Annotated in this window: 14 protein-coding genes and 3 pseudogenes; 9 read left to right on the top strand and 8 right to left on the bottom strand. The window is 42.7% G+C overall.

From position 1 onward, the window contains the following. Window positions 1-8: 8 nt before the first annotated feature. Window positions 9-1,868 (top strand): annotated as a pseudogene (locus IQ276_RS38685) (bifunctional DNA primase/helicase); the annotation flags it as partial. Window positions 1,869-1,989: 121 nt separating this feature from the next. On the opposite strand, the gene IQ276_RS38680 reads toward IQ276_RS38685, so the two are convergent. The 3 genes and pseudogenes from IQ276_RS38680 to IQ276_RS38670 all read right to left on the bottom strand — a co-directional run. Further along, window positions 1,990-2,919: a tyrosine-type recombinase/integrase gene (locus IQ276_RS38680; protein WP_193921239.1), complete on the bottom strand. Its 930-nt coding sequence runs from the start codon at window positions 2,917-2,919 to the stop codon at window positions 1,990-1,992. Window positions 2,920-3,689: 770 nt separating this feature from the next. Beyond that, window positions 3,690-5,816 (bottom strand): SF1B family DNA helicase RecD2, encoded by a 2,127-nt coding sequence (gene recD2 / locus IQ276_RS38675; protein WP_193921237.1) that lies wholly within the window; start codon window positions 5,814-5,816, stop codon window positions 3,690-3,692. Between the two features lie 284 nt (window positions 5,817-6,100). Then, window positions 6,101-6,361 (bottom strand): annotated as a pseudogene (locus tag IQ276_RS38670) (hypothetical protein); the annotation flags it as partial. Between the two features lie 426 nt (window positions 6,362-6,787). Between IQ276_RS38670 and IQ276_RS38665 the strand changes: the two are divergent. From IQ276_RS38665 to IQ276_RS38640, 6 genes are all read left to right on the top strand, one after another. Beyond that, a complete protein-coding gene (locus IQ276_RS38665) occupies window positions 6,788-7,198 on the top strand; it encodes a helix-turn-helix domain-containing protein (RefSeq protein WP_235116492.1) in 411 nt (136 codons plus the stop codon). Window positions 7,199-7,254: 56 nt separating this feature from the next. Continuing rightward, entirely contained in the window at window positions 7,255-7,404 is a 150-nt protein-coding gene (locus IQ276_RS38660; RefSeq protein ID WP_235115476.1) for a hypothetical protein, read from the top strand. Beyond that, window positions 7,401-7,748, top strand: coding sequence for a transposase (locus IQ276_RS38655; protein ID WP_235115477.1), 348 nt, complete (start codon window positions 7,401-7,403; stop codon window positions 7,746-7,748). Before IQ276_RS38660 ends, IQ276_RS38655 begins: the two co-directional genes overlap by 4 nt. After that, complete coding sequence (locus tag IQ276_RS38650) at window positions 7,732-7,911, top strand: hypothetical protein (RefSeq protein ID WP_193914719.1); 180 nt, start codon at window positions 7,732-7,734, stop codon at window positions 7,909-7,911. The genes IQ276_RS38655 and IQ276_RS38650 overlap by 17 nt, the downstream gene beginning before the upstream one ends. A gap of 133 nt (window positions 7,912-8,044) precedes the next feature. After that, window positions 8,045-9,124: a WD40 repeat domain-containing protein gene (locus IQ276_RS38645; RefSeq protein WP_228042886.1), complete on the top strand. Its 1,080-nt coding sequence runs from the start codon at window positions 8,045-8,047 to the stop codon at window positions 9,122-9,124. A gap of 118 nt (window positions 9,125-9,242) precedes the next feature. After that, window positions 9,243-11,138, top strand: a complete 1,896-nt coding sequence (locus IQ276_RS38640) for a DUF3370 family protein (protein WP_193914717.1) — start codon at window positions 9,243-9,245, stop codon at window positions 11,136-11,138. 166 nt (window positions 11,139-11,304) lie between these two features. Here IQ276_RS38640 and IQ276_RS38635 read toward each other — a convergent pair whose 3' ends face one another. The 3 genes and pseudogenes from IQ276_RS38635 to IQ276_RS38625 form a co-directional block, all read right to left on the bottom strand. Continuing rightward, complete coding sequence (locus IQ276_RS38635) at window positions 11,305-11,538, bottom strand: hypothetical protein (RefSeq protein WP_235116491.1); 234 nt, start codon at window positions 11,536-11,538, stop codon at window positions 11,305-11,307. Window positions 11,539-11,752: 214 nt separating this feature from the next. Further along, window positions 11,753-12,820, bottom strand: coding sequence for an IS110 family RNA-guided transposase (locus tag IQ276_RS38630; RefSeq protein ID WP_228042885.1), 1,068 nt, complete (start codon window positions 12,818-12,820; stop codon window positions 11,753-11,755). A gap of 442 nt (window positions 12,821-13,262) precedes the next feature. Next, window positions 13,263-13,439 (bottom strand): annotated as a pseudogene (locus IQ276_RS38625) (IS1/IS1595 family N-terminal zinc-binding domain-containing protein); the annotation flags it as partial. A gap of 284 nt (window positions 13,440-13,723) precedes the next feature. On the opposite strand from IQ276_RS38625, the gene IQ276_RS38620 reads away from it, so the two are divergent. Both IQ276_RS38620 and IQ276_RS38615 read left to right on the top strand, forming a co-directional pair. Further along, window positions 13,724-17,458 (top strand): two-partner secretion domain-containing protein, encoded by a 3,735-nt coding sequence (locus IQ276_RS38620; RefSeq protein ID WP_193914715.1) that lies wholly within the window; start codon window positions 13,724-13,726, stop codon window positions 17,456-17,458. A 2-nt stretch (window positions 17,459-17,460) separates the two neighbouring features. Then, the gene (locus IQ276_RS38615; protein ID WP_193914713.1) at window positions 17,461-20,085 is read left to right on the top strand and encodes a CHAT domain-containing protein; all 2,625 of its coding nucleotides are present in this window, start codon (window positions 17,461-17,463) and stop codon (window positions 20,083-20,085) included. Here the strand turns inward: IQ276_RS38615 and IQ276_RS38610 are convergent. Both IQ276_RS38610 and IQ276_RS38605 read right to left on the bottom strand, forming a co-directional pair. Further along, the gene (locus tag IQ276_RS38610) at window positions 20,063-20,830 is read right to left on the bottom strand and encodes a DUF928 domain-containing protein (protein ID WP_193914711.1); all 768 of its coding nucleotides are present in this window, start codon (window positions 20,828-20,830) and stop codon (window positions 20,063-20,065) included. The two genes, IQ276_RS38615 and IQ276_RS38610, sit on opposite strands and share 23 nt — an antisense overlap. Window positions 20,831-20,836: 6 nt before the next feature. Continuing rightward, complete coding sequence (locus IQ276_RS38605) at window positions 20,837-23,116, bottom strand: CHASE2 domain-containing protein (protein ID WP_193914709.1); 2,280 nt, start codon at window positions 23,114-23,116, stop codon at window positions 20,837-20,839. Window positions 23,117-23,136 lie beyond the last annotated feature (20 nt).

Below are 23,136 nucleotides of genomic sequence, written 5' to 3'. Positions count from 1 at the left end.
CCCCCATCGACTCAACCAATTCTAGCGCCCTAGTTGCCCAGATTTCGGCAGCACTGATGCTTGGGCAAAAAATCATGGTTGCCAGCGACAGTAAGCGTTTCATCAAAAAACTCGACAAGTCTTTTACTATTAAGTACGAAAAGGTAGGGGTGCATGTTAAAGGGGAAGGGGAAAAGGAAGAATTAACAGATTCCTCCACGCTTTCCCCCTTACCCCTTACCCCTTGCCCAGCCCGTAGGGCTTCATGGCGCATTTGGTCTATTCATTCAGACAATTCTGGAAGTGATGAGAATGTCGCTTTCATCAAAGATATCACCAACGCCGTCAAAAACTTCGATGCTTTGTTCACCTCTCCCAGTCTCGGTACTGGTGTCGATATTTCGGAGTATCATTTTGATAGCGTGTTTGGTGTCTTTCACGGCGTTTCCCAAACCGCTACCGAATGTGCCCAGCAACTGTACCGCTATCGTCCAAAAGTGCCGTTTCATATTTGGGTGGCCCCGCGTCCTCCCTTTGGTTACAAAGATACCAATGCTACCAAGATTAAAGAACGCTTGCTCCAAACCAATGAAATGACCGCTTTTTTGTTGCGGATTGACCGTCAAACAGGCAAGCGGGGCGCAGAGAAAGATTGGGCGCTTGAGGCTTATTGCCAAATTCTTGGCAACCGCCACTATTCTCTCAATAATCTGCGTGATGATTTGCGATCGCTTCTCACAGAAATGGGCAATACATTTATATATGTGGGCAGTGATTCAGATCCTCAATCTCTTGAAAGTCTAAAAGCAGCAGCACAAGCTTTGGATAGTGCCCACAATTCGGCTGTTGCCAAGGCTAAGAATATTACTTTGAGCGAGTACCGTGCCCGTCAGAGTAAAGATTACCTTGACCCTAATGAAATTTTTGAATGTGAAAAATTCCGCATTTCTGATTCTTACGGCATCGAAGTAACCGAATCACTCGTAGAAATGGATAAAGGTGGTCGATTAATTAGAGCGATCGCTGGACTTGAGGCCATTTTAGCCCCACCCGAAGAATCGTTTACTGACCCCAAAACTGGGCAAAGTTATCCTACCCCACCAACAATTGTCACCCAAAAAGACCGCACCGAACGCGACAATCTACCTTTATGCATTGACTGGGGTAATTACTCGGCACGGTGGCTGGCTAGATTTAACCTGGGACTGCATCAGATTCTTAAACGTTTAGTAAGGGGTGATGAAGTTACTGCCTCGGATACTCAATTAGTTAATATGACAGCGATCGCTATACATTGTGCTGCTCACGTCAAAGCAATTCTTGGGTTTACTATTCCCAGTGACTGTAAACCTATTTGGTTGCTGGCCACAATGCTAGAGCAGCTGGGGCTAAAACTGACTTTCCGCAAGCAAGGTAAACGGGGGCAACAGGTGAAACTTTTTTCTTTATCTAAAGAGGAATTAGAATTTGCAATGCATGTAATTGCTCATCGCGTGGAAAAGCGTAATCAAAAAGAAAATCGAACCTATTATGCTGCTCAAACCCCTGCTGCGTATAGTGTAAACCCCAATCAGCAGCCCGTATCCACACCCCCCCTTGATGCTATAGGGAACTCCCATTGCCAAGGGGAGGATACTACCGAATTTGAGTCGCCTCCGACCGATCGCATTACGCTACTCCACTGCGTAGAAATACTTCGCTCTGGCATTTCTCGTGGAGTGGACGCAATTAAAGGCATTCTCAAGCGATGGCAGAGTGATTTGCGCTGGGAGACAGTACTGGAACTTGAAGTGATCGCGGCAAATGAACTGCGACTTGTGGAATCTCAAGTTCCTGAATTTTATGAATGGCTCTTGGAAGAAGTGTTGCCTATGGAGGGGGCTGGCTAGGGAAAAATCCCTTTGGCATTTGAAAGCAGTTTTTCTGCTTAGTTTCCAGTAGCAATCGATGCCACTGGTTCTTATTTGTGCTGCATTCTCACTGGTTAAAATCTTAGAGTTTGTGTAAATGTCAAAGATCCATCAAGTTCAAAGCGCTACTGTCATTCGGTCTAGCCTTGAGATAGCGATCGGTGATGGCTAAATTGGCATGACCCAAAGTTTCTTTCACCAGCACTGGATTAGTCCCGCGTTCAATGGCGTGAGAACCGTGGGCATGACGTAACCAGTGAGCAGAAACCAGTTCGCTTAATCCAGCTTCTTGTGCAATTGCTTTGACAATCGGGTGCAAGTTTTGACGGTCGAGATGTCCCCCTTTTTGACTTCGGAAAACTGCGTCTTTTGGTAAAGCTTGACCTTTGAACTCCATTAGTTCCGCCCACAGCTTCGGCTTAATGAGAATTGTGCGATTTTTGCTGCCCTTGGCTTTACGAACATACACCTGACCACTGTCGCCACGGGGTGTCAAATCTCCCCAAGTCAGATCACAGATTTCACTTGCCCGTAACCCTGCCTGATACAGGAGTTTGATAATTAACAAATTACGTAGGGCTGTGTACTGTCGCTTAGGAGTTTTCGCATCAGCTAAATGCTTACTTGCTGCCCGTACCAACAATTTAATATCAGCTTCATCGAGATAGCGTTCGTTGATTACATCCGGCAGTTCACCGAGTTTTAGCGCCATACCCACATTAAAAGGGAGATATCCAATTTTATGAGCGAAACTAATCAAGCTTTTAGCTGCGGCAATGTATATCCGCTTTGTACTTTGGGCATTGCCCCTAAAGTCAGCGGCGTATTCTACCAAGTCTTCATAAGTCACTTTTTTGAGGGGTTTGTCCAAAAATTCCAGAAATCGCCTAATGTAGCGTCGGTAAGAGATGATAGATGACTCTGCTTTTCCCTCCAACCACAGCGCAATCAACTTCGCCTCCGCCTGTGCCACTGGCAAGGAAGCGATCGCCTTTCTATGCGCTGTTATGTGGACAAGAGAGAGGGTCATTTTTATTACTCCCTTAAAAATCAGACACAATCACAGTTTCGTCTGGTTTTATAGTGTCTGATTTTTATTGTCCTTTAAAATGGGCGTTTCAACTCCCCCTCAAGCGACTGAAAATTTCTCGATTTTTGCGTATAGTACACCTCTAATACTGAGGAGCGTGACAAACACAATACTGTTATGCAATTGTTCAGCAGGGTATTTATTTTGAAAAGCCTAAAAGTAGGTGAAAAAAATAAACTAAAAATGACTTTATAGTTAATAAATGATATAAAAGGTCAAAGAGCGGACTCCAAAGTTTATTTACGCCGCAGTGTACTGCTTTTTAAGCGCTATCACGCCATAAAACTATAGAGTCATTTTTAGTTTATTTTTTGATAGTGGTTTGATTGCTTTGCTTTGTGTTTAAGACACTTTTTTTATAGAACCGCAAACGGGAGCTAGAGAAGTAGTTTCTCAAGAAGTGCCTTGGCACTTACCAGTAATGAAATGCCCCGCCGTCGATTACGAGGCAGCAGGAAAAGGTACAAACCGAGTGGAATTGTGGGCGAAAGCACAGCTAGTAGTTCGCCAACCCAAAATTGCTGGGTGGAGGTCGGCGCTTGTGCAGGGGAGCAGAGGAGAGATTTATACAAGTTCTTTCCCCCCTGCCCCTCCGCACCTCTGCCCGCCACCACGCAAAATTCCCTTGGCAGACTACTAGCTACTTCTTTTCTCACTCTTGATTGAGAGCAACAACCGCAAGCGGGGTGAAATTGTTAAGTTGAACATTTCTAAATTGCAATCGTCGGTTGCAAAAAAGCGCTTTCCAACCGCTGCTGTAATCGCGTATATCGCAGTTGGCCGTCAGTAGAACGCAAAGCCTTGGATATCGCTTTCTTGGAACCAACGACAATCGCTAACTGCTTGGCACAAGTTAATGCTGTGTAAAACTGTTTACGAGACAACATCATATAAGGCTGCGTATAGATTGGCAGAATTACTACCGGATATTCTGAACCGTGGCTTTGATGAATGGTGAGGCTCCAGGCGAGGGCAATTTGATTTAAGTCTGCTCTGGTCCTAACGACAGTATGCTTACGATACTGTACAGTAACTTCCATCTCTTGAAGATCAATGGTCTTGATAATTCCGAAGTCGCCATTAAAAATTTCGTGATTATAATCATTAGTCAGTTGAATGATCCGATCGCCTTCTCGTAATAAATTCCCGCCACTGGTAATCTCTACTTTGTCGGGACTGGGCGGATTAATCAACTGCTGCAATACGGTATTGAGGTTACGAGTCCCAAGCAAACCCCGCGACATGGGGCAAAGCACTTGCACGTCAGTAGCCGGATTGTAACCCAGGCGGGGAATCAAGTCTGTAATGATTTCGGATATTGCTTTAACACCATGTTTGGGGTGATGACCGCCGCCGTGCCACAGACACTCAGACACGGGATTATCGGAAATCGGTTCAATAGTGGGAAACTGGCTTCGGTTAATTTGGTGAGCAGCGGTGATAATTGCGCTCTGTTGGGCTTGCCTAAATACCTTGGTCAACCGCACCACCGGAACGTGACCAGAATTAATCAAGTCAGCAAGGATTTGACCGGGACCGACAGAGGGTAACTGGTCAATGTCACCCACTAGCAGTAGTTGGGAACCGTATTGTATCGCCTTTACCAAAGAAGATGCCAGAAACAAATCAAGCATACTAGCTTCTAGCGCGACAATTGCGGTATGGGGTAAAGGGTTTTGATTATCGCGTAAGAAGCCCATTGTCTTTGGGTCAAATTCCAACAAGCAGGGTATCGTCTTGGCTTCGAGTTGTGTGATTTCACTCAGGCGTTGAGCAGCGCGTCCAGTTGGCGCAGCTAAGGCGATAGATTTGCCCATTGCTTTCCACAGAGAGACTATGGTCTGGGTGGTGAAAGTTTTACCGCAACCGGGGCCACCAGTAAGAATCATTACCCTTGAATATGCAGCCATTTCTACCGCTAGCCGTTGCTGTGGTGAAAGTTTGATTTTATGACTCTTGGTGAAGCGCTCAATCCAGGCGCGAACACGAGGCATATCTTGTGCAACTGGTTGGCAAAATCTAGATTGTATTAATTGAGCAAGGTTCTGTTCGGTGTGAAAGTACGTTGGTAGATAACATAGCAGCGTTTGGTCTTTGCTTTTCTCGCGGATTAAGTCATCCTTTCGTGCCATATCTTTGATAATATCAGCGAGCGCATTTTCTTCGGGTGTGTGATCTGCTGTAGTCAGCAGTTTGATCACATTCTCAATGAGTTTTGGCTGGGGTAAATAGCAATGCCCATCGGCAGCAGCTTCGTTCAAAACATGAATTAAACCAGCACGGTAACGGAACTGACTATCAGGCGCAACTCCTAAATTAAAGGCAATTTTATCAGTTCTCAGAAAACCAATACCGTAGATGTCAGCAGCTAACTGGTAGGGATTGCTGGTGAGAGTAGCGAGTGCTTCATCCTTGTACTGCCTGTAAATTTTGACTGCATCAGTAGTAGAAATGCCATGACTTTGGAGAAATAGCATTAAATAGATGTAACAGATGTAAGAAAATAAAATAAAAATAAGTTGATAGCTAAATAAAGATATTTTGAACTCAAGCAAAGACTTCATATTTGGGTTATGCCATCGGCGACGGCGACCCGGACGCGAACAATCCCACAAACTATCGAGTTTGCCCCAGTACCAGCGATGAATTGTGTCGCGTACAGTCTGTGGATGCCATTTTAAGTATTGTGCGATCTTTAGCACTGTCCATCCAGCGGCTGATAATCGTAGTACAGTGGCACGACTTTGAGTTCTTGGTGGTATACCTTTTGCTTGAGTGAGTGCTAGTAGGGCTTGATCTTCTATTGGTGACAGGTCAACTTTTAAAGGCGCTGGCATCTTGGTCAGGGGTAAAAATATTTACGACTAAAAGAGATTATCCCAACTTGATGTGCCATTTTACTTTATCAAGAAAGGCACTTATGCAGGAGGCTCAGTTGGAATAATGTTTTCTGCCTTCTGCCCGTGATAATCATCGAACTTGCGGTTTAAGACAAGAACACCAAATTTTCTTGTTTTGTGGCCCCAATTAAGTACGGTATTGAATCCCCTACAAAACATTGAACCTTCTGCCTCCTGCATAAGTGCCTTCTGAACTGGAGTAGCGGTAAAGCTAAAAATTATCAGCCATTGTTAACTAAATCGTAGTCCCAGGTATAAAATCCAATTTGCTCAGGAACTCTATGGAATCGCCCGGTACGATGACCCCGCGATAATTCATTCAAAATTTTATTCTTGATCTCTCTAATATCAGCCGCATTGAGTTCTCCATAAATTCCAGCGAACACTTCTGAAACGCTGAAAACTTTACCAGAATTCTCTTCTAAAAAAGTAGATAGGGCATCAATTAAGAATTGGCCATCATAAGCTTTGAGCATTGGTATATCTTGTTGAAGCTCCGCTCTCTTTTTCATGTTGTCAAAGCGGTTCATGCTATAAGAGAATCACGCTACCGAAAAAGCAATCGAGTACGTTCCCCCTTGGTGTTATGGGAGGAACTGCACTCGTCGAATTTTAGTTATTTAAGCAGTTGTGAATTTATCGAACAGAATTCAGGAGTCAGGAGTCAGAATTCAGTTGGGTATTCTGACCGAAAAAGCGGATAGCGCAGCGTTAGCGAGTACTCGAGCGTCTGAATAATAGGGTTTAAAACCCCCACTAAATCGTAGATTTGGTGGTGCAACAATTCAGTCGCGGGTCTGAATCCCCGACTGATAGCGAAGCGTTAGCGAGTCCGCGAGCGTCTTAATTCTGACTCCTGAATTCGTCTACAAACAGCTAACTTAGGAAACCAGAAAGAAAAACTTATTATGCTGTGGTGGATAAAAAGCGGACAGGTTAAGGAGCAGCAAGAAATTGGAAAACGCTTGGCGAAAGATACCTCAACTGTAACAAGGTGGTTGCAAAAGTATAGAGCAGGCGGGCTATATGAATTACTGGAAATGAAAAAAGCTCCAGGAGCAAAACGCAAAATTCATGACGCAGCGATCGCAGCACTGGAGGAAGAGTTAAAAACAGGAAAAGGCTTTAGTAGCTATGGTGCAATAGTTGAGTGGTTGAAACAAGAACATGGACAAGATATAGAGTATGCAACGGTTTATGCGTGGGTTCGATATCGATTAGGAGCAAAACTAAAAGTGCCTCGCCCTCAAAGCCATAAGCAAGACGAGAAATTGGTATCTGAATTTAAAAAAAACTTGGAATCATTCTTAATTGTCTAGAAGAACATCTAGCACCTGGCAAGTGTGTTCGCTACTTGTGCCAGGATGAAACGAGGGTGGGACTGAAAACTCTCACAGGAAAAGTGATTACTGCCTCTGGAGTCAAGCCTACTGTTGAGGTGAAATGGCCACGGGAAAATTTTTGGATTTATGGTGCGATTGAACCAAAGACTTGCGATCACAACATTACGAGTATCCGAAATTGAATGGCGAGTGTTTTCAACAGTTTTTGGACTGGCTATCTCAACAATTAGGTGGGGATTACGCTATTTTACAGGTTGACCAAGCACCTGCTCATACAAGTTCAGCGATTCGTTGGCAAGAGTTTATTATTCCTCTGTTTCAGCCACCTTCAGCCCCTGAACTCAATCCCATTGAAAGGCTTTGGCAGCTCCTCAAGAAACCACTCAAAAATCAGCTTTTCTCTTCTTTACAAACTTTACGCGATCGCATCCAAGAAATATTTGATCAACTTACACTTGAGCAGGTAATTTCCGTCTCTTCTTACAACTTTATCCTGGAAGCTTTATTCTATGCAGCTTCATATTAAATTGGTATTAGAAGAATTGCTGTTCAATGCCGAAGCCGTCGAAAGCCGAGAGCGATTTGAGGAAGTCTACGGGAAAAAGCTCAGCCTGAAGTTGTTCATTCGTCAGTTGGTTGGTTTGGATAGGAATGCAGCGACTGAATTTACCTTTATACCTAGCTTGTAAAATGTAGTCGATTATCAAATCAATTGTAAAAATGACAAACTAAGGATGAAGAATTATGCTGGAGTCAGTTTTGATTGCCTAAGAAAAGCAAGTTTTAGTAGCTGGCAGGACTTACAGTTTGAACAATATCACTATGAAATCACTCATCTTATTTAAAACCTTAACATTACTTAGTTTTTTCCTGCCTATACCCTTTAGTATGATTGCTAATGTTCCGGTTATAGCAAATACACTTAATACTCCCACAAATACTGAACAACCAAAGCGGTTGAAACTAACTTTATCAGGACATACTGCACCTGTGCGTGCATTAGCCCTTTCTCCTAGTGGTCAAATTCTTGCTAGTGGTAGCGATGATAAAACAATCAAACTTTGGCAGACTACTACAGGTGTATTGCTTCACACTTTAACTGGACACCGTGAGCGTATTAAATCAATAGTGATTACTCCAGATGAACAAACTTTAATTAGTACTAGTTTTGATAACACTATCAAATTTTGGAATATGCAAACAGGCTCAGAAGTTCGCACGATTTCAGAGAAAACAGGGGTGAAAGCAATGTTGCTGACCCTAGACGGACAAACTTTAATCAGTGGTAGCGGCGATAACACTATCAAATTTCGGAATCTCAAAACTCGAAAAATCGACCGGATACTCAAAGCAGAAACAACAGCGCTTGCAATTACTCCTGATGGTAAAACCCTCTTAAGTGGAGGTGAAAATGGGGGAAGAATTCGGGTTTGGAATCTGGTAACAGGTAAACAAATAGGCAGCTTGACCCCACCACTGCCCAAAAAAGAAGACCTGATAAACGGTTTGGAGAGAGCATCAGCCCCAATTACGCTTGCTGTTAGTAACGATGGAAGAATGCTTTTGTGTGGTGGACATGACGATAGCTTTCAATCTGGTGGAGTCAGAAGCACAGATGGTAAAGGTTTCAAAGCTTGGGACTTGAAAGCAGGAAAGCTAGTTCATGATTTTTCGTTGGGTACGAGTATCGATGCGTTAATTATAAGTCCCGATAGTAAGACATTTATTGCTGGTGGTTTAGGCAGAGAAATCATATTACGCGACATCAAAACAGGGAAATCAGTCATGGAGCTTACCGGACACGCAGGTGGAATTTATGGACTGGCAATAAGTAGTGATGGCAAAATTTTATATAGCGGTAGTGGTGACAAATCTGTTAAAGTTTGGGAGATAAAAGTGTAATTCGTCAGCTAAAGGCTACAAATTACAAGATTACACAATAAGAGTAGCAACGTAGATATAAATATTGGGAGATGATGTATTAGCTTTCTGGTTTTTGTTAATTATAATTTGTTTATTAATGCTTTTGAAAAAAACTTTATTAGTCGTATTTCTCTTAACTCTATCAATCCCCAACGCCCTAGCTTTTTCTGACACCGAAAGCTATTGGGCAAAACATTGTATCCAACAACTAAAAGAGCGTAAACTAATTACAGGCTACCCTGATGGTAGTTTTCGCCCAGAAACAACAGTGACACGCGCCCAAGCAGCAGTGTTAATGCTAAATGCTTTTCCTGATTCACCAGTGAAACGCACATCTGTGTCTTTTAAAGATGTACCTGCTGATTATTGGGCAAATAAAGCAATTTCTACCGCTTACCAAAAAGGATTTTTTTCTGGTTATCCTGGTGGTATTTTCCAGCCAAACCAACCAATTCCTCGTGCCCAAATCATTGGTGTTGTAGCTGGGGGGAAAAATTACAGCCCTTTACCTAACCCAATGCAGACATTACAACAATATTTTAACGATGCTGGGGAAATACCTAACTATGCCCAAAATGCGCTCGCATCAGCCACAATTAATAGTATTGTTGTCAATTATCCCAATGTCAAACAGCTAAAACCACTACAAAGCGCGACCAGAGGGGAAGTTGCGGCTTTAATGTGTCGGGCGCTAAATATTTACACGGTTCCCCCACAATATATTGCTGGAGTCGAAGTAGACAGCCAAGAAATACGTCCTTTACCAGGAAAACTTGATATTATTCCCACCTTCAACAGCAATAGTCCTGAACTGGTGACAACTGAAGGAATTTTACTATCAACTTTCCCCCCAGATGGGAAACAAGTACATGAAGCACATTTAAATTATCCCTTTGAAGGTCGATTTGACATATTTGCTCATCATATCGCCAGGGCAGAAACATCAGCCCAAAGCCGCACTGTATACCAAGGGATAATTGTACATAATCCGGGAAATGAACCTGTCACACTGCAAGTATTACAAGCAGCTAGTTACCTTACCAAAGAAGCACAGTTTATTGCTTTAGCTGATATGGTTGAAAATCCCCAAGGTACAGTTTACTCTGGCCCAGGCGATCGCACAATGAATGATGTACTGCGGGGAGTTCGGCAAGAGCTTTTTCCCCAAAAGGTGGTGATAGAACCAAAAGAAACTCAAATTCTAGCAAATTTACCAATTCCGGTAAAGGCTCCTTCTTCTAATGGTCGCACTACGATGATGCGCTTGACAAGTAGTAGTCCAGTTTATATCGCAAATTTAGCCAAAAATAGTAATATTTCACCCACCTTAGCCGAGTGGCAAGAGCTTTTGAATACAGGTAATTTAGCAGGAAAGCGTGACCCCATTCCAACACTTCTTGACCCTCCTAGAGAACCAACGGTATTTAGTCGCGTCGCGGGTGTATCCCAAGGAACGCAATGGAAAACACAGATTACCGACAATCCCAATACTTCCGACTTAACAATACCCAAACCTGGAAAGGCGTTTTCTTATCCTTTGGGAACTGTACATTTAATTACTCTTAGCACTGGACAAATTCAAAGTGCAGCAATGTTAAAACGTTATCCTGATACGGCCTACTTTGCTCACAGTAATTATGGTGTTGAGTACAATCTAACTTTGCCTCTAAGAAATATTACGAGTGAAACCCAAACTATAACTGTGTCAATACAGACTCCTGTGAAGGATGAAGGGGGAACAGATAGATTGCTGTTTTTAAAACCAGGTGTAGAACAAATATTCTTTCGGGGAACGGTGCGGGTGCGTTACATCGATGATAATGGCGTGGAAAAGACGCGCTATGTGCATTTGGTACAGCGTCGGGGACAAAGGGGCGAACCATTGGTGACACTGAAGATGTTGGCGAGTCAAAAGCGACAAGTACAGATAGACTTTTTGTATCCTCCAGATTCTACGCCACCACAGGTTTTGACGGTGAGAACGCAGAAGTGATTTAAAAGCCAGTGCATTGTGCGTTGTGCGGGTTTAAGAGCGTTGTCGCAACTGACGTAGGGCAAAAGCTTTTTCGATTGCTGAGAACAGGTAGACAATTTGTGACTTGAAGAAGATTTTGGACAGGTTTGGAAGAAGAAATTGGACAAGTTGCAAGCTGAAATACCTATAACTTCGTTAAGGCATTAAGCAAGCGATGCCTTCGGCGGCAAGCTACGCTCTTTTGGAAAAAGAAAATGGACAGAATAACAGAAATGGAAGAAGAAAATGGACATAAATCCGCTTGAATACGGCTCAATACCAACTTATTGCCTAACTTGTAGGATTTTTCACAAGCTTTGCGATCGCTTGCCGCAGTAAGTATCGCTATTACCAAAACCTTTATCTTGCATACAGGCATAGAGTTTGAGCAGTTTAGTTTTCCTTTATGCTATTTTTTTGACGTTCTTGGAAGGTAAACTTGGACATCCATTTTTGGAAGGTAAAAGTGGACAACATGTCCAAAATCTTCTTCAAGTCACACAGACTGATGTCAGGGAGTGAATATATAAAGAAGAGGATTATATTCCCAGATGATTAACCAAATTACCGCCTTAGAATCCTGACTTGAAAATCTAACCGCAGCTAATAACTTGGGTAGGGTTTTGAGATTCAAGAGTGACACGATGGCCCAGTTGCTCCAGTCGCTTGACCAGTCTTTTAGTCATTGTTTCTGGACGCTGTTGATCAAAGTAATTGACTCCTAATTCCCGATACGGCTCATGACGCTGAATGACATGGTAAGCAATGACCAAAATTGAATGAGCAACTGCCATTGTGGCCCGCTTTTTACCGCGCCTAGCAGCAATACGACGATATTGAGCAGCAAGATAAGTACGGGAGTGAGATGCAACATGGGCTGATTGCATTAAGCCAGAACGAAGGGTCTGGTTGCCTTTACGAGTTTTACCCGAAAGTCGTTTACCTGCACTTTCATAATTGCCTGGAGCCAATCCAGCCCAAGCGGACAAATGAGATGCACTGGGAAAACGACTCATGTCAACACCAATTTCCGAAACAATCATTTCTGCGGTTTGCCGTCCCACACCAGGAATGGTGTCCAGAAGTTCAACTACAGGTTTAAAAGGGTCACAGTAGCGTTGAATTTCCTCATCAAAACGAGCAATGGTTTCATCTAAACTATCAAGCTGACACAATAATTCAGCCAAAATAAATCTTTGATGAGGTCTAACTCGTCCTTCTAAGGCTTGTATAAGTTCTTCCCGTTTGCTACGCAGTCGCCCTTTGGCCAGTTCAGCCATAATTACGGGGTTAGTTTGACCAAGAACAATCGCTTCTAGAATCGCACGTCCAGATACTCCCATCACATCAGAGACTACTGCCGCTAATTTAATGTTTGCTCCTTCTAGTACCTTTTGAATTCTGTTCACTAGGTTTACTCGCTCACGAACAAAGTTTGTCCGGTGACGAGTTAGATCACGCAAGTCTCTTTGGGCAATTGGGGGTATAAAACTTGGCCGCAAAAGTCCATGTTGCAGTAATTCAGCAATCCATTGAGAATCTTTGACATCTGTCTTGCGTCCCGGTACAGCTTTGATGTGTTGGGCATTCACTAGCATCACTTCAAAGCTAGCTTCCAGAATGTTGAAGACTGGCTTCCAGTATTCTCCTGTACAATCCAAAAGCTACGTGCGTACATTCCCTAGCTAATAACCAGTCAGACAGTTTCAACAACTCCCCCGTCATTGTTGTAAATGTTTGAGTCTCTTTGTGCCATCCCCCTTGTGGAGATGGAGTAATGGCGCAGGCAACTACTGTCTTCTTGTGTACGTCTAATCCAGCACATCGAGGATGAATGACTTCCATGATTCTTCTCCCTCATTCACTTTAGACGACTGGCATGGACACCTGAGTGTCAAATTCTGACTTGCGTGCTCTCCCAGTCGGGGGCGACAGTTTGTGGTGCTTGAAGGTATCCAGGTCAGACTGTTGGGCAGGCTCTTAGCACCAAGGATCTTCGACCTCTTTACCAGTCTTAATAGCAAATGTATCTTATTTTCATGCGTGCTGGTGTACGCAGTTCATGACGACTGTTGGCGAAATATTGCTTAACATTAAAAAGCGATGTACTTTTTTGACTCGTTCTATTGCACGAAAGCCGGAGCCATTTACATACATTTCTAGACATTCACTACGAATTTCTTCTGAATAACCTTGCTGTTCGTAAGAGTTGATAAATTGACGACCACAAATCACACAGATGTGATTTTGTTTACCATATTTTCTGCCGTTCTTGCGGATATGAGTTTATCCACACCTTGGACATTGCATAGCGATCGCTTGAATTCATACTTCAATTATGCAACGCCAATTATTTAATTCAGGTTCTCAGTTGTTTCATCAACAATACATTAGATTCTTCTGATTCCTTGTGTCAAGCCTGATTCAGATGCTCTTACCCTGTTATTTTATCCTTATAATTGATTTACTTCAGTAACAACCGATTGTGACAGTTGTCTGTGCGTCAGATGGGATACATAATGCGAAAAAAGTATATTATCCAAAGATTTGCTAAAATCTGGAAAATGACTCGATTTTTGGATTCTATAACTGGGAATAAGCGATCGCTTTTGTTACTCTGTTTCTTCTTCCTGGCTTTCAATAGCGCTAACTTCAGTGTTAACGCTCAGATTGTACCCGATAATACGCTAGGGAGTGAGGAATCCCGCGTCAGCCCCATTAATTCCCAAGTTGACCTCATTGACGGGGGTGCTACTCGCGGGGCTAACCTGTTTCACAGCTTTCGCGAATTCAATATATCTGAAGGACATGCCGCTTATTTTGCTAATCCAGAGGCTGTTCAAAATATTTTCAGCCGCGTGACAGGAAATAACTCCTCGCTGTTGTTGGGAAAAATAGGGGTTCTGGGCAATGCCAATCTCTTTCTCATTAATCCCAACGGCATTATTTTTGGTGCTAACGCCAGTTTAGACATTCGAGGGTCATTTATCGCTAGTACTGCTAATAGCTTGATTTTTGCGAATGGAGAGCGTTTTAGCGTTACTAATCCTAATGCACCACCATTATTAACGATAAATATGCCTTCTGTGGCATTGCAATTTGAGGAATTAGAAGCCAAAGCAATTATTAATGCTGGACAATTAAGTACAGAGCAAAATCTGACTTTAGTAGGAGGAACAATAATTAGTACGGGTCAGATTGGAACACCTGCTGGTCAAGTTAATCTGTTAACTGTCCCAGGAAAAACTGTTGTTCAAATGAATACAACAGGGACAAATATAACTCAAGTAACTCAACCTCAAGCACCAACAGAGATATTAACCACCAATTTAGCAGAATTAGTAAATCAAGCGGGAACAAGTACTGGATTAACTGTTAATTCTGACATAAAGGTGCAAATAAATGGTTCTAATACAACTGTAGACCTTGGAGATGTAGTTATTACTCAATCATCAAATGGTTCATCAATCAGTGGTCAAGGGATAACAATTGATACCAATAACCAGATTAAACTTCAAGGAACAATAGATGCTTCGGCATTATCGTCTGATGATGGCAATTTCTTAGGCAATGGGGGTAATATCGCTCTTATAGCTAAAGATAATATTACTCTCGAACCTAGAGCAAGAATTATTTCTGATGGTTTATTGGGTGGTAATATTACACTCAAAAGTGATGCAGATATTTCAGTGAATAACGGGCGTATTAGTAGCCAAAGTTTTACCTCATTACCAGGTTTAAAGGGTGGCGATATTAATATCACAGCAAGGTCGTTGTTTCTTACTAATGAAGCACTGATAGGTACTATCACTCAAGGCGAGGGGCAGGGGGGCAATTTAACTATCACCACTTCTGAGTTAGTAGAAGTTGGGGGTTTCAGTCTTTTGTCTGCTCAGACCAGAGGGCAGGGAAATGCGGGCAACTTGACCGTTAACACTGAGCAGTTAATTATTCGAGGAGCGTCAGAGGTAAGTACGATTACTTTTGGCAAGGGCAAGGCAGGCAATATAAGTGTCACTGCTTCTGAGTCGGTCGAATTAATTGGCGACATAGTGAATGGATTTTCCAGTGTTTTGGCTACTGGGAATCAAGGAGAGGGAGATGCAGGTAACTTGAGCATTGACACTAGGCAGTTAATTGTCAGAAATGGGGCGCAAATTAGTACTACTACTTTTGGTGAACAAGGCAATGGAGGGAATTTAACTATCACCGCCTCTGAATCTGTGGAACTGGTTGGCGTTACGCCTAACAATGAATATCGTAGTGGATTGTTTGCCAACACAGAAGGAGAGGGAGATGCAGGCAACTTGATCCTTAATACTGGACGGTTACTTGTCCGAGATGGGGCACAGATTAGTGCTGATACTTTCAGTAAGGGTAAGGGAGGGAATTTAACCATTATTGCTTCTGAATTGGTAGAAGTAGTCGGTACTGATGCTGATAGTGATGCTAGTGGTTTGTTCGTTAAAACTTATGCAGAGGGAAATGCGGGCAATTTAACGATCGACACTAGGCGATTACTTGTCCAAGATGGGGCACAGATTAGTGCTGGTACTTTCGGTAACGGCAATGGAGGTATTTTAAAGGTCAAGGCTTCCGAGTCTGTGGAACTGATTGGCATTGCTCCAGATGGAGATCCTAGTGGCTTATTTACTGCTAATCAACCACGTGATAGAGAAGTGGGAGAAGTGGGAGAAGTGGGAAATGCGGGCGACTTGTTCCTTGACACCCAACGGTTGCTTATCCAAGATGGGGCAAGGGTAAGTGCTGTTACCCTTGGCAAGGGTAAAGGAGGGAGTTTAACCGTTAGTGCTTCTGAATCGATCAAACTGATTGGCATTGGTACTAATGGTTCTCCTAGTGGCTTGTTTTCTTCAACTCTAGGAGAGGGAGATGCAGGAAACTTAAACGTTGATACTGAGCAACTAATTATCCAAGATGGGGCACAAATATTTACTGGTACTCGCAACAAAGGAAATGGGGGTAATTTAACTGTTACTGCTTCTGAATCAGTGGCACTGATTGGCTTTTCTAGTGTCTTGTCTACTCAAACTGAAGGAGAGGGAGATGCAGGCAATTTGAGACTTGATACTAGACGGTTAGTTGTTCAAGATAGGGCACAGATCAGTGCTGGAACTTTGGGACTGGGAAAAGGTGGCAATTTAAGCATTACTGCTTCTGAATCAGTGGAAGTAATTGGCACTGGTGCTGATGACAGGATCAGCGGTTTTTTTTCTTCAACTCTAGGGGAGGGAGATGGGGGCAACTTGACCATTAATACTCAACAGTTGAGCGTTCGAGATGGTGCTAGAGTGTCAGCATCTACATTTAATAACGGAAAAGCAGGTAACATTAATATCACCGCCTATACCCTCAACGCTACTAACGGAGGTAAAATTAGTACGACTACTTTAGGCGACGAAGATGCGGGTAATATCAATCTCAACATTCGCGATCGCCTTTTTCTTTCTGGTTCCAACACTGGAATATTTGCTGATACAAACGTAAATTCCCAAGGTAATGGAGGTGATATATTTATTGACCCTCAAACCTTAATTATCCAAGAGGGGGCGGCTATTAGCGTTAACTCGCAAGGCAAAGGAATTGGAGGCAATATCGACATTTTTGCTGGCAACCTCAGTCTAGATAATGGTCTAATTTCTGCCCAAACTGCTAGTAATACTGGTGGGAATATCACTCTCAATCTACAAAACTTGCTCAGTCTCAGGAATGAAAGTCAAATCTCCACCACGGCGGGAACTGCCCAAGCTGGAGGCGATGGCGGAAACATCACGATTAATGCTAACTTTATCGTTGCCAACCCGTTAGAAAATAGTGATATTACTGCCAATGCTTTTACCGGCCGGGGAGGTAATATCAATATTACGACTCAGGGAATTTTTGGCTTAGAAGTTCGAGAACAACTAACTCCTTTGAGTGACATTACTGCGAGTTCTCAATTTGGTTTGGACGGTACTATTAATATCAACAACTTGGGAATTGACCCAACTAGAGGCTTAGAAAGCTTACCTGAAGCTTTAGTTACAGATCGAATTCTCCAAGGATGTCAAGTCAATCGAGGTCAAGCAAGTACAGAATTTTATCAGGTAGGGCGAGGAGGATTCCGAACTTCTCCTAATGATTGGTTGACAGAAGAGCCTTTTAGTTATGAAGGATTAATTCCTGTAGAAACTTCAGCAAATAATCCGATCGCAAACAAATTTACTCCGATTAATTGGACACAAATCTCTTTTATTCCCAATGGCTTATCTTGTCGGCAGTCTGTTTCGGATAAGTAAATATGAAGAGGTTGATTCCTAACTTACTGCTATTCTTCCTCAGTCTATTCTTTGCCCTTGGTATCTTACCCGTATTCTCGCAAACGTCAACTCAAATAAATGCGGATCGATTAATCCAACAAGCCGAACGAGCTTATCAATCGGGAAATTTAGCTGAAGCTGTCGAAAAGTTTCAAGAAGCCGTCAATTTTTTTCAATCTCAAGGCAATAAAGAACTGAAAAACTTAGCGATTTCGTCAACGAATCTCTGTCGTACACAGCTAGAGTTTGGGCAAGCAGAAAATGCCTTGCAAAACTGTCAAATAGCTACGCAGATTTATGCTCAATTACAGGATGACAATGGACGAATACGAAGTCAGGTTTATCAAGCGTATGCTTTACAGAAATTAGGCTTTTATCCTCATGCTTGTCTGTTGTTGACTCAATCTGTAGGATTTACTGTTAAAAACTGTAAAGAATTAACGCCAGAATTGCTTCAAGAAAAAACTCAAAATCTTTCTCAAAATTTAGCCCCTTCATTAGTGACTGCTTGGCGGATTTTCGGAGATACATTGCGAGTGATGGGAGACTTAAATAAATCAAAAATTATTCTAGAAAAACTGACATTGGTTTCCTCAGATCCCGATCCAGCAGCAACTTTATTAAGTTTGGGGAGTACTCAAACCGCGATCGCAAATTTAGAGCGAGATAGACAAGCTGAACTTCAATATAATTATCTGTCTTGGAAGTGTCAAGGAAGTTCTCTATCCGAACTGCCTAAAAGGAGTTATCAATTGGCACTAGAAACTTATAATAAGTCTCTGCAAAAAAACTCTTCAAAAATTATAAAAACTAAAGCAGAATTAAATCGTTTGAGGGTATTACTAGAAATTTCCGAATATTCACAAGCTGCAAAACTAGTAGATAAAATAAAATTAGAAGATTTACCGCTAAGTCAATTTAAAATTTATGCAACGATTAACTATAGTAAAAATCTTGCTTGCTTACAACAGCAGTATTTTCAAAAAGAGCGTTGGTGGGACAGTTTTATCCCTCGCTTAAATACTGCGCTCAAAGAAGCTCAAATAATTGGCGATCGCGCCACTGAATCTTACGTATTAGGCAATTTAGGGGGATTATATGAATATCTCCAAAGATTTCCCGAAGCTGAAGCGAAAACTCAAGAAGCTTCATATATTGCTCAAGAATTTCCCGAACAATTCTATCAATGGCAATGGCAATTAGGTCGAATTTTTGAAGCCAAAGCAGAACAAGAAAAAGCCTTACAGAGTTATGAATTAGCAGTTGAGAATTTAGAGCTTTACAGACAAGGCTTATTGTCGATTAACTCAGATGTTCAGTTTTCTTTTAGAGATAATGTTGAGCCATTATATAGGCAAGTCGTCAATTTGCTTTTAAAAGAGCAAAAATTTGCAGCCGAACCTCAAAATTTAGAAAAAACTCTTTATTATATTGAATCCTTACAATTAGCTGAACTCTCCAATTTTCTCCGGTGCAATCCTGAAGATTTTAGCTGGGAAGAGCAAAGTCAATTGAATGGACAAAAAGATGCGATCGCGACTTTAACCAAAAAACTCAAACAAGTTCATCAAGCCGATCCAAATGCTGCTATAATTTACCCAATTATTTTATCAGGTCGTTTAGCTACCATTCTCTCTTTACCTGGAGAGAATCTTCGAGTTTATACACTTTCCCGAACGTCTGAGCAAGTAGCTCAAATTGTAACTACTTTCAGGCAATATCTGAAAACTCCACGACGCGATCGGCAATTTCAAGAATTAAGTCAACAGCTATATCACTGGATAATATCTCCATTAGAAGATGACTTAACCAAACAAAAACAAATAAAAACTTTAGTATTTATTCTCGATAGTGCTTTACAAAATCTGCCAATGTCTGCACTATTTGACGGCAAAAAATATTTAATTGAAAAGTATGCAGTCGCCCTAATTCCTAGTTTAAAATTGTTGAATCCGCAACCCATACCGCGAGGAAAAATTAGTGCTTTAATGGCTGGAGCAACTAATGCACCTAGCTTTCAACAAGAAAACTTGAATCCTCTTCCCAACGTTCGAGAAGAATTGGATGGTATTAGCCGTCAAGTGAGTCGCAAGAAAGAATTGCTGGAACAAGACTTTACCAAAACCAACGTCCAAAAACAAATTAATTCCACCCCTTTTTCTATCGTTCACATTGCCACTCATGGCAACTTTAGTTCTAATCCCGAACAAACCTATGTCCTCGACTGGAGTCAACGCATTCAAGTCGAAGATTTAGAACGCTTACTGCGATTGAGTCAACGAAGAAATAGACAACCCATCGATCTGTTAATTCTTAGTGCTTGCGAAACCGCAACCGGAGATCGTCGCGCTGCTTTAGGACTGGCGGGAGTTGCTATCCGTGCTGGCGCAAGAAGTACCGTAGCAAGCTTGTGGCAAGTCAATGATGCGTCTACCGCAAAACTGATGATTGAGTTTTATCAGAATTTGCAGAATCCTCAATTAACAAAAGCAGAGGCACTCCGACAGGCTCAACTAAAGTTATTAAATAAGGAAAATTACCGCGATCGCGACTACAATCGCGCCTATTACTGGGCACCGTTTGTCATCGTGGGAAATTGGCTGTAGTTGGCAGTTCGGAACTGTCGAGAGTAGCGTTAGCAATACTGTCCAAACCGACATCTTTTAAGAAATCCTTCCAAGTTGCTTGCCAGGTTGGTTGTGCGAGATAGAGTTGCGCTAATTCGGTGAGTGTATCGTACCAAATCCCGTTTTGAGCATAAATTTGCAGGCGTTCTAAAGGCGATCGCACCTTTTTTAATTGCTGTTCGAGTTCAGCTGGCAGTAAGATTCTCTGCACCAGTCCTGTTACATACCCTTCTGAGGCGAAGCGATCTGAGGCAGGAGCGGACGGACAATTAACCGCCAAATACCAACGATAGCGTTCGTTAAGCTGTAGGGATTGCGTCAGACGGATAGAGATAATTTTGGGGGTGGTTGGTAGGGAGACGGGGATTTGATAGACTGTCTTGCCGCTTTCGTTCTGTAATTCAAATTCTCCGCTCAAAGCGCGATCGCTTGTATAGGGAATATAGAACCAAAGGATGGGAGACTCACTAACAGTAAGCGTATAGCCAGATGTTCCACCTAAAGCTAATAAAGGAATCTCGGTTTTAGGACAACTCCCTCGACTGCCAGTTTGGTTTCCTGCGGGTGGAGTTCCTTTGCGATCTGGAGGTGTATAGACAATTCGTTTGAAGGGATTAATGTTTGCTTGAGCGGACGCAGGCAAAGGAAAGCTACTGGCGCAAACAAGTAGTAAAGCTATCAATAAAGAGGCTGACCAAGACCGCGATCGTTTTATCCCGCTCATGCCATTTCACAATTTAGTAGGAAATTCTTTTTTCAACAGGGTTGTTCCCCCTGTCAATCCTAAAACTATCATAGAAGGAACTAACGGAAGCCATCCCCCAACCAACAAAATTCCCCAACAACTTCCGCCTAAAATCGCAAACATAAATCCGTAACTTAAAAATCGCTGCCTCCTCGATCGCACGTTGCACGCTAAGATTGCTCCCACGCCAGACCAACCCCAAATCCACAGAAAATCGCCCCAAGGTGGCAAAGACCAAATCAAAGTTCGGCGATCTAGAACGGTACTCAGAATTTGGCTGACAAAGTGCGCCTGAACTTCTACGCCTGTCATTTTCCCAATCGGCGTGTACCATCGATGATCGTTAAATGAGGAAGCAACAGTCCCGATGAGAACGATCCGCTTTCCGATCTGTTCGGAGGGATATCGTTCTAAGAAATCCATCAGGGTCAATGTTTCTGCAATCTGCGGAGTATTTCGGTAATTGATCAGGATTTGATGTCCCCGATAATCGAGATGGCGATATCCGCCGATGTCAGAATCTAGCGTTTTGAATGGGGTTGTCCCTAGCTGGATGTAGCCATTGCTATTGTTAGGGATGAAGCGATAGTCGGGTTGACTCCTCTCGATGTGATGCTTGGCTAACTGAAAACTCAACGAATAGTAACTTTGACAGGGTTCGGGCGATTCTACCGCCAAGAGATTCCGCCGCAGCACATCATCTGCTGAATCTAAGAGAATATTATTGAACCCTTGGCGTTGGGGAGGAACTTCGGGCGGAGGAACGACACCGGGAAGTCCATAAGCGCACAGACCAAAAAAGCGATCGCTTTCTCTCATCCGCTTTGCTAGTGCAGGATACTCCTTCCGCACTGGGTTTTCTCGATAGATATCTAACCCAATTGCTGTAACTTGCGACTGTTCTAATTTGGTCAAAAGTCGATCCAAAGTGCGATCAGATAAAGAAGCCGATCCCCTTTCGACGGCGGGTTGTTGCTGTACGTCGTCTTCGGTGACAGTAACCAATAGCAAACGCGGATCTACTCCTTCAGGAGGTTTCAGCCGCATCAAGAAATCGTATGCTTTAAGTTCGAGGGGTTGCAACCAGGCAAGCGATCGCACTAAGATGACTACTCCCATACAAACTACACTCAGCCCCAGTGCGGGTTTTAATTCTCGATGCCAGAATCCGGTTTTTTTTTGTAGTTCCTTCCAAGTCAGAGGAGTCAGCGCCGGATTTTGACATAAAACGGGCAGCCAACTGGCACAAGGAAATTTATCTTCTATGCCTTGCAATTGTTCTCTTGCTTGTCTGATGGCAAGATAAAGAGAATCGTTGCGCTCAAATGCCCTAAGAAAATGTTTCAAAAACTCATGGGCGATCGCGTCTGGAACGGGATAGCGCATGACGATAACTTGGGGAATGTGCAATTGTTCGAGTTGTTTGGCTAACCCCAACCCGTCGCAAGAGTTGAAAATCGCTAGTTGTAATCCTTTGGCGATCGCATTTTTGAGGGCGTGTTTTAAGTCATCAACGCTTAATTTTTCGGTTTGATTGAGCGCAATCACTCCCTTTTCCCCTTCTGTCTGACTATGACCCGCAAAAAAGAGGATATCCCACCGTTTTTCAGCCCAAAGATGTTGATTTAGTGCTTGTCGAGAAGGTTCGACTAAAAACTCTAATTCTACCCCAGATAAACTTTCCAGTTGCATGCGATCTTTTTTGAGGTCGATTCCTTTGCCATTGCCTAAAATCGCCAAAATTCTCACTTTCTCAGTTAATTTTGGGGACTGAGGAGGCAAGTCAAACTCTGGAACACTCAATGCAATTTCTGCTTTCGGATAATTCTCCAAAAAATCCCATAGTTGCCAAGGAAACTGACGCAATAGGGGATCGTCCGTCTGAATAACGATCTCAATTTCATCGGTTTCTTGTAACTTGCGACTTAACGGTTCTTTGATATCTCTAAGAAAGTCCTGGGAATCCAGCCAATCATTAAGTTTTATGGCTAATTCTTGACATAATAGCTTCAACTCAACTTCAGAAAACCGTTCGATCGTTCCCTCTTCGATTTCCATGCGCGTGTTTAGCAGGGTTTGAGAAAGAGATTGATAGAGTAAGCGCCAACGTTTATAAACGCGATCGAGTTCTGGGGCTGGTGGTAAAATGGATTTTCTACAGCGCCAAAAAGGAGACTTACCCACTTGAGATAACGTCGCTGTCACGCCAGAAAAACCTTTAACTAAATCTCCTACGCCAAAATCGATCGCGATCGCTTTTACCATTGTTGTTAATAAATAAATTC

It is taken from the genome of Desmonostoc muscorum LEGE 12446, from assembly GCF_015207005.2.
Lineage (GTDB): Bacteria > Cyanobacteriota > Cyanobacteriia > Cyanobacteriales > Nostocaceae > Nostoc > Nostoc muscorum.
The sequence above is the reverse complement of the archived record's forward strand: the minus strand, read 5'-3'. Positions and strand labels throughout refer to the sequence as shown.